Genomic DNA, 13938 nt, shown 5'->3' on the forward strand with positions numbered 1-13938 from the left:
CGGCAATCGGGCGATAACATGACAGACGAGATGGGCAGGACGACGAACGAGCACGCGGCACAATCGACAGCGGACGCGCAACCCCGGGTGGTCAAGCGCAGGCCGAAGAACCGGCGTGCGCAGATCGCGGCGGAATCGGCGGCGGCGTTCGGCGCGCACGGCTACCACGGCGTGAGCATGGACGACATCGCCCGCAGGCTCGAGATCAGCTCCACCGCCCTCTACCGCCATTTTCCGAGCAAATACGCGCTGTTCCGGGAGGAATTGCTGCGGTTGTCCGGTTTGGCGCTGCAGGCGGTCGAACTCCCCGACGAAGCCGCCGAGTGGTCGCCGCGCGAGCGTCTGGATCACGTTCTGGACGCGATCACCGTGCTGACCATCACCAACCGCCCGACCGTCGCACTGGCCCGGTGGGAGCGCCGCTACCTCGAGCCTGCCGACTTCGCCGAGTTCACCGGCCAGTTCACCACCGCGATCGCCGCGGTGCGCCGGCTCATCCATGAGTTGCGTCCCGAACTCGACGGTTACGACCGGGTGATCCGCGCCGTCTCGCTGTTCGCAGTGATCAGCAGCATCGGCGACCACCACGCCACCGTCTCGGTCAAAACGCTTGCCCCGCTGCTGAAATCGACCGGTTGGGCGTTGGTCGACGCCGACATGTCGGGCGAGCGCAGTGCCGCGCTGGTCCGTCGAGCCGGTGAACGCGCGCAGCCTTTCAAACACGAGCTGTTGCTGCGCAAGGCGGTGGAGCTGTTCCACGAGCGCGGCTATCCGAACGTCAGTATGGAAGACATCGCGGTCGCGGCGGATCTGTCGGCGGCTTCGGCGGTGTATCGCTATTACCGCAGCAAGAGCGACCTGCTGGTCGCGGCGTTCCGGCGCGCGGCCGACCGGGTGTCCGGGGCGATCACCCCCGCCGTGACCGCCGCCGATACCCCCGCCGAGGCGCTGGGGACACTGATCGACCTCTACGTGTCCGGGTCCTTCGAGGAACGGGCGCTGACCTTCGTCTACTACGCCGAGTTCACCCACGTGGACCAGGCCGATCAGGTGACTCTGCGCCACCTGCAGCAATTGATCATCACCGAGTGGGCCAAACTCGTGGCGCAGGCCCGACCGGAGCTCTCGATCGGCGAGGCCAGAATCCTCGTGCACGCGGCGTTCAGCCTGGTGGTCGACCTGGGCCGCACCTTCGGTGACGACGGAATCTGTCCGCAGGAGACGGTGATCCGTCTGCTCCAGACCATCCTCCTCGGCAGGCCGCTCGCCCGCTGAATTCACGTTTGTTCCCCGATGTCGTGGCACCGCAATGTAACCGGACTACGCTGGCCGCCATTGCCGCCCATCGAAGAATTGAGGGGATCAAGCGTGACCAGCAGCGAATTCGCGTACACCGGGTGCGACAACCTGGAGGCGATGACCGAAGCGGTCAACTACAACAAATTTCTGATCGACTGCGTGGATAAACATGTCACGTCGCCGGACCTGCGCATACTCGACTTCGGTGCCGGTCGTGGTACCTACGCCGATATGCTGGCCGAGCGGAAGATCATCCCGGATTGTCTCGAACCCGACGCCGAGTTGCAGAAATTGCTGCTGTCGAAGGGCTACAAGGTCGTCGATTGCGAGGCCGAGCCGTCCGACTCCGAAATGTACGGTCTCATCTATTCTTTCAACGTTTTCGAGCACATCAAAAACGACCAGGAAGCCGCCGAACACCTCACCTCGCTGCTGCGGCCGGGCGGAACCCTGGTGATCTATGTGCCCGCCCTCGAGGTGCTGTTCACCTCGATGGACACGAAGGTCGGGCACTACCGGCGCTACCGACGGACCCAGCTCGACCGCATCCTGCGCAACGCGGGTCTCGAGATCGTCGAGTCGCGCTACTGCGATCCGATCGGCTTCTTCGCCACCCTGGCCTACAAATTCGCCGGCAGCGACGACGGCACGATCAACACACGCGCGCTCAAGCTCTACGACCGAGCGGTGTTCCCCCTCAGCAAGCTTCTCCAGGTCGTCACCGGCAAGCTCTTCGGCAAGAACGTTCTCGTCGTCGCCACCAAGTCCTGAGCCCCGTCGGAGCCGTCCTCCTCGGCCGCGGCATCGCGGCCGGGGAGGACATCCTCTCGGGGCTCGAACAGCCGATCCCGACGCGCTTCAGTTCGTCCGGCTGCCGACCGACCGCGCCAGGAAAGGCCACGACGAACGGAGGTCGTCTTCCCAGTAGCCCCAGGAGTGTGTGCCGACTGGACGTTCGTCCAGCGTGACCGGAATGTTCAACTCGCGCAGCCGGTTCGCGAGGTTGACGGTGCAGAAGTGCACTGCCGCCTCGATGGGGCCGCCGAAGGCGATCTGGACCGGGAGCGGGATCCTGCCGTCCTGGACACGCGCGTCAGCCGGGCTGTCGTGGGGTGCGCCGGGGATTCCGGTGCCGGTGCTCAGATAGACCTCGGTGCCGCGCAGCCCTTCGGCGTTGACGAGTGGATCGTTGGCTCGCCACAGGGGGCCGTTGCGTGGGCCCCACATGTTCTCGATGCTCTGCCCGCCACCCCAGTTCTCGACCGTGATCCGGACGAATTCCTGGCCGATGGGGTCCGAGGTCTGCGCGCAACCGCTGTAGGACGCCACGCTGTTCCAGAAGCCGGGCTTGGCGATGGCCAGGTTCAGCACCGAGGTGCCGCTCATCGACACACCGACCATGGTGCGGTTGCCATCGGCCCGGAGGAATCCCTCGATCACCGACGGCAACTCCTCGTTGAGGAACGTCTGCCATTTGTTGCGGCCGAGCACCGCGTCGTCGCGCACCCAGTCGGTGTAGTAGGAGCTGGCGCCGCCGACCGGGGTCACGACGTTGACGTCCTTGTCACGCAGGAAACTCACGGCGTCGGTCTGCGCGTCCCAGCCGCTCTGATTCGGGCCGCCTTGGGAACCGTTGAGCAGATACATCGTCGGCCGCGGGTTCTCGGTATCGGCGGCCCGGATCACCTGCACCGGGATCTGCTTGTCCATCGCGGGCGAGAAGACGGTCACCAGCTGGCGTCTGCTGTCGATATCGACTGTCGAGACGATCCCGGCCGTCTCGCGTTGGGCGACAGCGACGCTCGCGGGCAGCGCCAGCGCGGCCGAGGCCAACGCGCTCACCAGCGCGGCGCCTACCGCGGCCGTTCGGATCGATCGGGGTGTTCTTCTCACCAGCGGGAACCTCTCGTCTACCGGATGCACTGATCGAGACAGTGCGGGTCACCCCACGACGGACGTGAGGCATGAAGAGAGGTTCGGACTGCTCGTGCCCGCGGTTTGGTCAACCGGCGGAAAAACTACGGGCACGGACGGCTCCCGCGGCCGCTCGGTGTGGAAACTCGCACACCGAGCGACCGCCCGTGCCCGCGGCCGTCAGAGGCCCAGGGTTCGACCGATGATGTCGCGCTGGATCTCGCTGGTGCCGCCGAAGATGGTGGAGACCAGGGCGCCTCGAACGTGCTTTTCCATGTCGAATTCGCGGGCGTAGCCGTAGCCGCCCATCATCTGCATGCCCTCCAGCGCCACCCGCTTGCTGACCTCGGTGGCCTTGAGCTTGGCCATCGACGCTTCCCTGGCCAGGATCTTGTTCGGATTGGCATCGGCCTCGCGCGCCACGCTGTACACCAGCAGTTTCGTGCATTCGATCTCGGTGGCGAGGTCGGCCAGGCGGTGACGCAAGGACTGGAAGGTGCCGACCGGGCGGCCGAATTGCTTGCGCTGAGTGACGAATTGGATGGTGTCGTCGAAGGCGCGTTCGGCGGCGCCCAGACTCATCGCGGCAAGGATGAGGCGTTCGAAATTCAGGCCGGTCATCAGCTGGCGCCAGCCGTTGCCTTCCTCACCGACCACCGCGTCCTCGGGGAGCACGCAATCGGTGAAGTAGAGATCGTTGGTTTCGCGCTGGTTGCCCATCAGCTCGATCGGGGTGATCTGGAGCCCTGGGGTGCCCGCGGGGACGTGGAACATGGTGAGCCCCTCGTGTTTTCCGCCGTCTTTCGAGGTGCGGGCAACGAGCAGGATGTTCTCGGAGATGTGGGCGTTGGAACACCACGTCTTCTGGCCGTTGATCAGCCAGCCGTCGGCGGTCTTGACCGCCTTGGTCGACAGGTTGCCCACATCCGAGCCCGCCTCGGGCTCCGACATCGAAATCGATTGGGACGCACCGCGAACGATGCCGCGCAGCACGGTGTCCTTCTGTTCTTCGGTACCGAATTTGGCGTAGGCCCCACCGGTGATCAAGGTCGGCCCGATCGCCCCGATCGGCAGCATGCCGCGCAGTGATTCCTCCAGCAGGATGCACATGTCGACCATCGTGGCCGCGGACCCGCCGTATTCCTCCGGCACCGTCAGCCCGAGCCAGCCGAGCTCGGCCATTTTCGCGTAGACACCCGGATTGTGCTGTTCGGTGTCGTTGGCGGTGAGCGCGTCACGCTGTTCGCGGGTGCCCGCTTCACGCTTGGCGAACGCGGCGACAGCCGCCGCGAAATCCTTGTGTTCGGAGCTGAATTCAACGCCCATGCTCTTGTGTTCCTCGTCTTTCGTAGTGATGGATGATTACTTGGCGCGCCCGAAACGGCGGGCGGTGATCTTGCGAACCATCGACATGGTCGATTGCGTGCGGGCGAACGACTGCAGCGCCATGCCGGGAATCGCGAAGCGCTGGCGTGCGATCGAATGCGGGCGGGTGAACCCGAGCAGTCCCGCGGCGCCGTGGATCCGGCCGACGCCGGACTCCCCCACTCCGCCGAACGGCAGCGCGGGAATGGCCGCGTAGGAGGCCGGGCTGTTCACCGACGTGGCGCCTGCCCGCAGCGCGCGAGCGATTTCCATGCCGCGCTTGCGGGAGAACACCGACGAGGCCAGTCCGTAGCGCGAGGCGTTGGACAACCGGATCGCCTCCTCGACATCGCGGACTCCGCGCACGGTCAGCGTCGGCCCGAAGGTCTCCTCCCGCACCGCGGTCGAATCCTCGGGGACGTCGAGCAGCACGATCGGGCTCACGAACGGCGCCCTGATCGAGTCGGCCCCGCCGAAGACGGCGGTCGCGCCCTGCGCGAGCGCGTCGTCGACATGCTCGGCGACCACATCGATCTGGCTGGGCAGTGTCATCGGACCGTAGGAGCGCCCCGGCGTGAGTTCACGAACCCGCGCGGTGACCTCGGCCAAGAAATCGTCGAGCACGGAGTCGACCACATAGCAGCGTTCCGTGCCGACACAGGTCTGGCCGGAATTGGCCATCGCCGACCACACGATCGCGTCGGCGGCCGCCGCGAGATCGGCGTCCTCGGCCACGATCGCCGCGTCCTTGCCGCCGCATTCCAGCACCACGGGGGTGAGCCGTTGCGCCGCGGCCGCCATGATCCGTTTGCCGGTGGCGGTCGAGCCGGTGAACGCGATCATGTCGACACCGGACTCCACCAGCGCGCGGCCGGTCTCGCCGGGACCGGTGACGACACTCAGAATGCCGAGGGGTAGCGCGGGATTGGCCTTCGCGAACGCGTCGACGAACCAGTGCCCGATCCCGGTGGTGAGCTCGCTCGGCTTGAACACCACGGTGTTGCCCGCGGCCAGCGCGTAGGCGATGGACCCGTTGGGCGTGTAGACCGGGTAGTTCCACGGGCCGATCACCCCGACCACCCCGTGCGGGCGCTGTTCGATCACCGCCTCGACATTGGCCATCATCAGCCCCGGCCACACGGTCTTCGGCTTCAAGACCTTCTGCGCGTTCTCGGCCGCCCAGTTCAAGTGTTCGACGGCGGTGACGACCTCGAGATAGGCATCGTCGGCGGGCTTGCCGTTCTCGGTACTGATCAGCGCGCAGAACTCGTCGACATTGTTGATGATCTGCGCGGCCCACCGCCGTAATGCCCGTTTCCGCTCGGTGAATCCGAGTTCACGCCAGAGCAGACCGGCCGAGCGGGCCCGCTCGACGGCAGTGGCGACTGCGGCGGCATCGTCGATCGGCCAGCTGCCGACCGGTTCGCCGGACACGGCGTCGACAGTGGTCAGCATTGTCGCAGAAACAGGTGCGGTAGTGGGCGTTTCGGTCATCTTCGACCATCCTTCGAGTAGCACGACGCGGACTTGCGCACACTGTTGACAGTCCACCTCAGCGGCCGTTAAGTTAATCCCAATTCTCGCTAAGTTAATCACGATTCTCTCCGGTTGCAAAGAGCCACTGGGTTCCACGCCAGCGGGTGAGAACGTCGAAACCGGACGGAGGGCGCGATGTTGCGCACCCGATTCACCGAGGCCTTCGGTGTCGAACACCCGATCGTGCAGGGTGGAATGATGTGGGTAGGCAGGGCCGAGCTCGCCGCCGCGGTCTCGGAGGCGGGCGGCCTCGGCATCATCACCGGTCTCACCCAGCCCACCCCGCAGGCCTTGCGGGAGGAGATCGCGCGCACCAGGGACCTCACCGACAAGCCGTTCGGCGTGAACCTGACGATCCTGCCGTCGATCACCCCGCCGCCGTACGCGGAGTACCGCCAAGCGATCATCGACAGCGGCGTGCCGATCGTGGAGATCGCGGGCGGTAATCCGGCCACCCACCTGCCCTTCCTCAAGGACGCCGGCATCAAGGTGCTGCACAAGTGCACCAGCGTCAAACACGCGCTCAAGGCCCAGCAGGTCGGCGTCGACGCGGTGAGCATCGATGGATTCGAATGCGCCGGCCACCCCGGGGAGAACGACACACCCGGGTTGGTACTCATTCCCGCCGCGGCCCGCGAGCTCGAGATCCCGATGCTCGCCTCCGGTGGCATCGCGGACGCGCGCGGCTTGGTCGCGGCGATGGCACTGGGCGCCGACGGGGTGAACATGGGCACCCGGTTCCTGTGTACGGCCGAGTCCCCGATCGCGCACGCCGTGAAGGAACAGATCGTCGCCAATACCGAGCTCGACACCAAGCTGATCTTCCGGACGCTGAACAATACGGCCCGCGTCGCCGACAATGCCGTCAGCCGGCAAGTGGTCGAGATCGAGCGTGGCGGCGGCAGCTTCGAGGATGTGCGCGAACTCGTGGCGGGCGCTCGTGGCCGCAAAGTCTACGAGGAGGGCGATCTGGACGCCGGCATCTGGAGCGTCGGTCAGTGCCAGGGCCTGATCCACGACATCCCCACCTGCGCGCAGTTGATCGAGACGATGGTGCGCGAAGCCGAGGCATTGATCGCGAATCGGCTGGCCGGCTCGATCGTCGAGGCGGTGGCCCGATGAGCGAGAGCCTGCTGATCCACGAAGAACACGGAATCCTGCGGATCACCATCGATCGTCAAGCGCGGATGAACGCGATCGACCTCGAGACGATGAGCGAACTGGGCGAGACCATCATCGCGGCCGAGACTCGGCCGGAAGTCCGGGTGATCGTGCTGACCGGCGCGGGCAAGGCGTTCTGTACCGGCGCCGACCTGGCCGCCGCGGCCGCGGCGGGCGGCAACGAGGCGTCACCGGAGGTGGTGATGGATCGCGCCAACACCGTGGTGCGCGCCATCGTCGACTCCGCCCTGCCGGTGATCGCGCAGGTCAACGGCCCGGCCGCCGGCGTCGGCGCCTCGTTCGCACTGGCCGCCGACCTCATCTACGCCGCCGACTCCGCGTATCTGCTGCTGCCGTTCACCTCCATCGGCCTCATGCCCGACGGCGGCGCGACCGCGGTCGTCGCCGCCGCCATGGGCCGGGCGCGGGCCGCCGAACTGGCACTGCTCGGCGCGCGCCTGCCCGCCGCCGAGGCCGCGGCGGCCGGCCTGATCACCCGCAGTCTGCCCGCCGACGAACTCGCCGCCCAGGTCGACGCCGTGGCCGCCCAGCTCGCGGCAGGCCCACGGCGTGCGCTGCAACTGACCAAGGCGGCCGTCAACGCCGCGACCCTCACCCTCCTCGACGACGCGCTGGCCAGGGAGAAGACCGGTCAGGTCGAACTGCTCACCTCCGCCGATTTCCTCGAAGGAATGACCGCGATGCTGACCCGCCGCGCACCGAACTTCGACGGCGCCGTCCATCCGATCGCCAACCCGGCCTAGCCCTCTCCCAGGAGCCGAAATGACCACAGAACCCCTGCGCTCGCGTCGCAATCACTGGATGAACCAGATCGCGATCCACGCCACCACCAGCCCCGACGGGCCCGCCCTTCGCTATCTCGGCAAGACCACCAGCTGGGGCGAGCTGCACTGGCGAGTCACTCGCCTCGCCGACGCGCTCGCCCGGCGTGGCGTCGGCGACGGCGACCGCGTGATGATCTTGATGCTCAACAACACCGAGTACATCGAGTCGGTCTTCGCGATCAACACGCTCGGCGCGATCGCTGTCCCGGTCAACTTCCGGTTGACCCCACCCGAGATCGCGTACCAGGTCGGCGACAGCGGTGCGACGGTGATCATCACCGATGTCGTGCTCGCACCGCTGGTCGGTGCCGTGTCGTCGCTGACCGACGCCTTGACCACCCGCATCGTGGTCGGCCTCCCGACCGGCGACGGCGTGCTCGGTTACGAGGATCTGGTCGCCGAGGAAGGCACCCCGCACGAGCCTCGCGATATCCCCGAGGACAGCGCCGCCCTGATCATGTACACCTCCGGCACGACCGGAAACCCCAAGGGCGCGGTGCTCACCCACCTCAATATGAACTCCCAGGCCCTCACCTGTATCCGGGCCATGCACTACGGTCCCGACGACATCGCCTTCTGTGCGTCGCCGCTGTTCCATATCGCCGGATTGGGCAGTGTCGCCTCCTGTTTCGTGCTCGGCGCGCTGACGGTGATCCACCCGCTCAAGGCTTTCGACGTCACCGAGGTACTCGACGCCTGGGAACGCGAACGCGCCACCTCGGTGTTCCTCGTGCCCGCCCAGTGGCAGCTCGTCTGCGCCGATCCCACCGTGGCACAGCGTGATCTGCGGTTGCGGGTGATCAGCTGGGGCGCCGCGCCCGCCTCGGATACGGTGCTGCACGCGATGGCCGAGACCTTCCCGAACGCGCTCAATGTGGCCGTGTTCGGCCAGACGGAGATGTCGCCGATCACCTGTGTGCTCGACGGCGAGGACGCGATCCGCAAGCTCGGCTCCGTCGGCAAGCCGATCCCCACCATCGCCACCCGCATCGTCGACGACGAGATGAACGACGTCGCTCCGGGTGAGATCGGCGAAATCGTCTATCGCGGACCGACTCTGATGCGCGAGTACTGGAACAATCCGCGCGCGACCGCCGACGCCTTCGCGGGCGGCTGGTTCCACTCCGGTGATCTGGTGCGCCGCGACGAGGAGGGCTTCGTCTATGTGGTGGACCGCAAGAAGGACATGATCATCTCCGGCGGCGAGAACATCTACTGCGCCGAGGTCGAGAACGTGCTGTTCGCCCATCCCCGGATCCGCGAAGCGGCGGTGATCGGCCGGGCCGACGACCGCTGGGGTGAGGTGCCCGTCGCGGTCGTCGCCGTCGAGGACGGTGACGAGATCAGCCTGGCCGATCTCGCCGCGCATCTGGACGCGCACCTGGCCCGCTACAAGCACCCCAAGGCGCTCGTCGTCGTCGAAGCCCTGCCGCGCAACGCGGGCGGCAAGGTGATCAAGCACGAGTTGCGCGCCGCGCACGGGACGGCGGGGGCCGTGGTCAGCGGCTGAGGAACTCCTCGATCGCGGGCCAGGTGGTGTCGGCGGCGGAAACCAGTCCGAGGTGTCCGCCGCTGACCTCCACGAACTCCACCTCGGCGGCGTTGGGCAGGACATCGAGGCCGCGGCGCACCGAGGCGGCGGGCACCACCACATCGCTGGGGCTGCCCGCCAGCAACACCCGGCAGGTGACCTTCGACAGTTCGATCACCAGATCCGACCGCAGTCGGATCGACCCGCCGGCGAGTTCGTTGCGCAGCACCAGGCTGCGGTAGATCTGCCAGTACGAGCGGCCCGGGTAGCCGGGCATGGTGGCCATGAACCGGTCGGTGGCCTCCATCCTGGCCAGCGCTTCGGTGTCGAAGGCGTTGCGGGCCAGGAACATCGGCTTGGCCAGCTCGCGGTCGAAAGCCTGGATCCGGAAACCCAACCGCACGAATTCCTGGGGGATGCCGCCCATCACTTTGGTCGCCACCGCCATCTCGCGACCACCGGTGACCTTGGCGACCAGGCGTAGCGGGATCAGGAACGCGGTACGGGCCTGGTCGATCGGTGCGGCCAGGCAGGTGATGGAGGCGATCGGCAGGTCGGCGTGCGAAGCCGCGGTGAGCAGCGCGAGCACGCCGCCCAGCGACCAGCCGATGATGTCGACGCCACGGCCGTCGTGTTCCTCGCTGACCCGCGCGATCGCCTCGGGCAGGATGTCGTCGGTCCAGTCCTCGAGGCCGAGATCTCGGTCGGCATAACCGAATTCGCCGTAGTCGATGACGTAGGGCTGTCTGCCCTGGTCGAGCAGAAAGCGCACCAGACTCTGACCCGGCCGCAGGTCGAAGCAGGCGGTGGTCACCGCGAGCGGCGGCACCAGCAGCACCGGATTGCCCGTCGCCCGCGTGGTGCGGTCGTAGCGCTTCAGGTGCCGGTGTGCGCCGTCGTACACCGTCGTCGACGGTGCGGGGCGGTAGGACTCGAGTCCACCGCCGAGCGACACCGACCACACATTGCGCACCGCGCGCGGCAGATCGGCAACGATCCCCATCGGTAAACCCCTTACCTCACCAGTCACTGCCTACCGGCAGACCCACATTTCGATATCTTACCAGCGAGTAAGTTGTTGCTTCAGGCTGCGCGACGAGCCTTGCTCGCCGTGCGTGGCCCGCCGTGACCGGCCGTCGAGGCCGTGATGGGTCGCCCGAAGAGGACCCGCAGCACGACCCGCACCAGGGCGCCGAACCCCCGACGGCCCGCGGGGAGCGCGAGCACGCTGCGCACCGTCCGGGTCTGCGACGGCGTCTCCGCCACACCCGCGAATCGGTCGTCGAGCCAGTTCAGGCTCAGCGGTGTCGACAGCGGCAGCAGCGAGAGGTGCTCGCTCGCCCGATCGCGCAGATAGGTCACGTGCGCGCCCTGCTCGCGGTAGCGCCGCACCAGCGCGTCGATATCGGCCACCGCGATGATCTGGTCGTGCACGGCTTGCACCACCAGCAGCGGCACCGCGGGCGCCCGGTCCCCCAGCGTGAGATCGGCGAAGACGGCCAGCATCGCCTCCATGGCGAGCAGCTCGGCGATCGGGGTGCCGCTGTGCCGGTCGACGTTGTAGCGGGCCAACCGCAGCACCGCGGCGGCGGTCGTCGACTGGGCGGCCTTGTCGAGCACCGCGCGACCCTCGTCGCTGAAATGGGTGGCGACGAGTTCTTCGAACGCCGGATACACCCGGCGCAGCGCGGCGACGACAAGGGTCGGCAGGCCCGCGTGCAGGCCGCCGTTGAGTCGATGGAAGGTCGAGACCAGGTCGCCTACCGGGGAGCCGAGCACGGCACCGGCGATGTCGAGCTCCGGCGCGTAGGTCGGCGCCATCTCCGCGGCCCATGCCGTGGCCAGCCCGCCGCCCGAGTACCCCCACAGCCCGACCTGCGCCGACGGGTCGAGCCCGCCGGGCTCGAAGGCCAGTGCCGCGCGGATGCCGTCGAGTGCGCGGTAGCCCGGTTCACGCGGCGCTCCCCACGCGCCGAGCATGCCTTCGTGATCCGGAATCGAGATCGCCCAGCCCCTGGCCAGCGCATCGGCGAAGCACAGCAGTTCGACGTGCACGAAGGTGCCGACGGCGCGCGAGCCGCGCCGCAACACGTAGGACGGAAAAGACCGCGGCGAGATGGCGTCGATCGCGCACTGGAACGACAGCAGCGGCGCGCCGGGCGCGACACCGCCCATCGGCGTCACCACCGTGGTGACCGACGCCTCGGGCAAGCCGTTGAGATCGGTCGTGCGATACAGCAGCTGCCAGGCCCGCACCTTCATGCCGATCACACCGAACGCGGCGAGCTCGACCGGCCTCGAACGCAGGATCGTGCCCTCGGCAAGGGTCTCGAACCCGGGCCTCGGCACGAAGAACGGATCCTTGTCCGGGAGCACGGCTGTCGTGGGCGCGGACCAGCTCTCGGTCCTCATGCGGTCCTGCGCGCGGGCTCGCTGCGGTAGCGCGAGACCGGTCCGTCGATGCCGAGCAGCTGCCACACGCGCTTGGCGACAGGATTCATCAGGCCGATATCGGTCGCGAGCGCGCGGACATCGGTGAACACATCCCGCTTGATGTGGCGCGAGTGGGCGTTGCGCCAGTACGCGTCTCGCATCACCTCGCCCGGAATCGCGAACTTCTCGGCGAACTCCTTCGGCGGTGTCGCGATCATCGCCAGCATCACCCGCATGATGATCGGGAAGGCCACGGACAGGACGGTTTTCGACACGAAGTTCATCGTGGGCACGTTGATCCGAAGATATTCGTGCGCGAACGAGATGTGCCGGGCCTCCTCGGCCACATGGATCTCCATCACCCGGTGCACCATCGGATGTGGATCGGTACCGCTGCGCAGCAACGCCTTCTGCAGGTGATCGATCGGTTCCTCGCCACCGAGCACCAGGGCGAAGAAGAATCCGGGGAAGAACTTCACCGCGGGCCAGATGATCACCGTGAGCTTGCGATCGACCGAGCCCATGCCGATCACATCGCGATAGCCGATCCGATTGATCATCTCCTGGAACATCATCGTGTGGTTGCACTCTTCGGCAGCCTCGTGCGTGATGTAGCGGAATTCCGGATCACCGTTGGGTACCGACGGCAGATACTGCATGAGTCCACGGATGAGCAGCTGTTCGAAGTCGATGCCGACCTTCGCGATGCAGGCTTGGCGCCACAATCCCATCGCGATCTGCTTCTCGACAGGCTGCGCTTTGTACCAGGGGTGACGGCCGAGCGGGTCCACGTCGGGCAGGATCCAGCGCGGGTCGTCGGAGTGCACGGCGAACTCGGGCGAGTCCCAGTCGATGTCGACATAGGGATCGAAGTGTTTGGTCACCGAGCCTTCGGACAGGCTCTGCAGGACCTCGTGGTAGCTGGACAGCGTCATCGGTGTCTCCTCGGTGCGGTTCCACTCCCCAGTTTAGTGGTACCAGCGGTACCACACAAGGGTTGACGCTACTGCGTGTTACATCTAATTTTGCGCCGTCAGTTCGGCGATCGACGTACGCGGATCGAGCGTGACGCCGACCTCGCGCAGACTGGCGTCGATGATCGCCCAGATGGCGATCTGCAGGTAGGACGACAGTTCCGCGGCGTCCATCGGCTGCATCGACCGGCTCAGCCACCGGTTCACACTGCCGTCGACGAAGCTCACCAGGCCGAAGGACATCGGTTCGGCGACCGCCACCGGCGCCGACTGTGCCCGCAGCGCGCTCTCGAACACCTCGCGCACCGTACCCGCGATGGCGATCTTGGTCCCGGACACGATCGGCGAGTTGTGATCCTTGCTGGCACCGGACCCGGCGCCGAGGAAATAGTGCAGACGCGGGTTGGTCGCGATCCAGCCCACGTAGGCGTCGACGGAACGCCCGATCGCCTCGGTGACGGTGCCCTCGGGGTTGAGGGTGGGGGCGAGTACTGCCATCAGGTCGTCGATGATGCGGGTACGCAGTTGTTCATCGAGGTCTTGGCGGTCTTTGAACAGGCGGTACAGCACCGAGCGTGGGACGCCGGCGAGATCGGCGATCTCCTGGACGCCGACCGAGGCGCCTTGGGACTGCACGGCCGCGAGGGCGGCGGCGAGGATGAGTTCGCGCCGGTCGGCGCGGTGGCGGTCCCAGCGGCTGGCTCTGCCGTCGGTGCGTTGTGCGGTCACATCATCTCCTTCACCGGGCCCGTGCGGTGCAGATACCGGATCGGCGCTCTGCTGAATACCACGCTGTACGGAATACAACGACGAACTGTAGTCCAGCGATTCCACCGATCCGGCCGCGCACGGACACCGGCGATCGCCCGGGCGTCGGGCA

At 67.0% G+C, this 13938-nt stretch carries 12 protein-coding genes; 5 read left to right on the forward strand and 7 right to left on the reverse strand.

The genetic code is table 11. The annotated features are described in order from the left end of the window. Positions 1–30 precede the first annotated feature (30 nt). Entirely contained in the window at positions 31–1275 is a 1245-nt protein-coding gene (locus tag ACFVJ5_RS10375; protein ID WP_379219659.1) for a TetR/AcrR family transcriptional regulator, read from the forward strand. A gap of 93 nt (positions 1276–1368) precedes the next feature. Beyond that, positions 1369–2070 (forward strand): methyltransferase domain-containing protein, encoded by a 702-nt coding sequence (locus ACFVJ5_RS10380; RefSeq protein ID WP_379219660.1) that lies wholly within the window; start codon positions 1369–1371, stop codon positions 2068–2070. 87 nt (positions 2071–2157) lie between these two features. Here ACFVJ5_RS10380 and ACFVJ5_RS10385 read toward each other — a convergent pair whose 3' ends face one another. From ACFVJ5_RS10385 to ACFVJ5_RS10395, 3 genes are all read right to left on the reverse strand, one after another. After that, positions 2158–3192 carry an alpha/beta hydrolase gene (locus ACFVJ5_RS10385; RefSeq protein ID WP_379219661.1) on the reverse strand — a complete coding sequence of 345 codons (1035 nt, stop codon included), beginning with the start codon at positions 3190–3192 and terminating at the stop codon, positions 2158–2160. A gap of 201 nt (positions 3193–3393) precedes the next feature. After that, positions 3394–4539: an acyl-CoA dehydrogenase family protein gene (locus ACFVJ5_RS10390; RefSeq protein WP_379219662.1), complete on the reverse strand. Its 1146-nt coding sequence runs from the start codon at positions 4537–4539 to the stop codon at positions 3394–3396. 36 nt (positions 4540–4575) lie between these two features. Next, complete coding sequence (locus tag ACFVJ5_RS10395; RefSeq protein ID WP_379219663.1) at positions 4576–6072, reverse strand: aldehyde dehydrogenase family protein; 1497 nt, start codon at positions 6070–6072, stop codon at positions 4576–4578. 177 nt (positions 6073–6249) lie between these two features. Here ACFVJ5_RS10395 and ACFVJ5_RS10400 point away from each other — a divergent pair, with 177 nt between their 5' ends. Genes ACFVJ5_RS10400 through fadD5 form a run of 3 tightly spaced genes read left to right on the forward strand, consistent with a single transcriptional unit; the run spans position 6250 to position 9630 of the window. After that, on the forward strand, positions 6250–7236 hold the full coding sequence (locus ACFVJ5_RS10400; RefSeq protein WP_379219664.1) for an NAD(P)H-dependent flavin oxidoreductase: 987 nt from the start codon (positions 6250–6252) through the stop codon (positions 7234–7236). Continuing rightward, entirely contained in the window at positions 7233–8039 is an 807-nt protein-coding gene (locus ACFVJ5_RS10405) for an enoyl-CoA hydratase-related protein (protein ID WP_379219665.1), read from the forward strand. The genes ACFVJ5_RS10400 and ACFVJ5_RS10405 overlap by 4 nt, the downstream gene beginning before the upstream one ends. A 19-nt stretch (positions 8040–8058) precedes the next feature. Next, complete coding sequence (gene fadD5 / locus ACFVJ5_RS10410) at positions 8059–9630, forward strand: fatty-acid--CoA ligase FadD5 (RefSeq protein WP_379219666.1); 1572 nt, start codon at positions 8059–8061, stop codon at positions 9628–9630. Here fadD5 and ACFVJ5_RS10415 read toward each other — a convergent pair. From ACFVJ5_RS10415 to ACFVJ5_RS10430, 4 genes are all read right to left on the reverse strand, one after another. Then, positions 9620–10654: an alpha/beta fold hydrolase gene (locus tag ACFVJ5_RS10415; protein ID WP_379219667.1), complete on the reverse strand. Its 1035-nt coding sequence runs from the start codon at positions 10652–10654 to the stop codon at positions 9620–9622. The two genes, fadD5 and ACFVJ5_RS10415, sit on opposite strands and share 11 nt — an antisense overlap. Before the next feature lie 80 nt (positions 10655–10734). Then, positions 10735–12063 (reverse strand): lipase family protein, encoded by a 1329-nt coding sequence (locus tag ACFVJ5_RS10420; RefSeq protein WP_379219668.1) that lies wholly within the window; start codon positions 12061–12063, stop codon positions 10735–10737. Then, the gene (locus ACFVJ5_RS10425) at positions 12060–13019 is read right to left on the reverse strand and encodes a diiron oxygenase (RefSeq protein WP_379219669.1); all 960 of its coding nucleotides are present in this window, start codon (positions 13017–13019) and stop codon (positions 12060–12062) included. Before ACFVJ5_RS10425 ends, ACFVJ5_RS10420 begins: the two co-directional genes overlap by 4 nt. An 84-nt stretch (positions 13020–13103) precedes the next feature. Beyond that, positions 13104–13787 carry a TetR/AcrR family transcriptional regulator gene (locus ACFVJ5_RS10430; RefSeq protein ID WP_379219670.1) on the reverse strand — a complete coding sequence of 228 codons (684 nt, stop codon included), beginning with the start codon at positions 13785–13787 and terminating at the stop codon, positions 13104–13106. Positions 13788–13938 lie beyond the last annotated feature (151 nt).

The sequence above is a fragment of the Nocardia sp. NPDC127606 genome, assembly GCF_042671725.1.
GTDB lineage: Bacteria > Actinomycetota > Actinomycetes > Mycobacteriales > Mycobacteriaceae > Nocardia.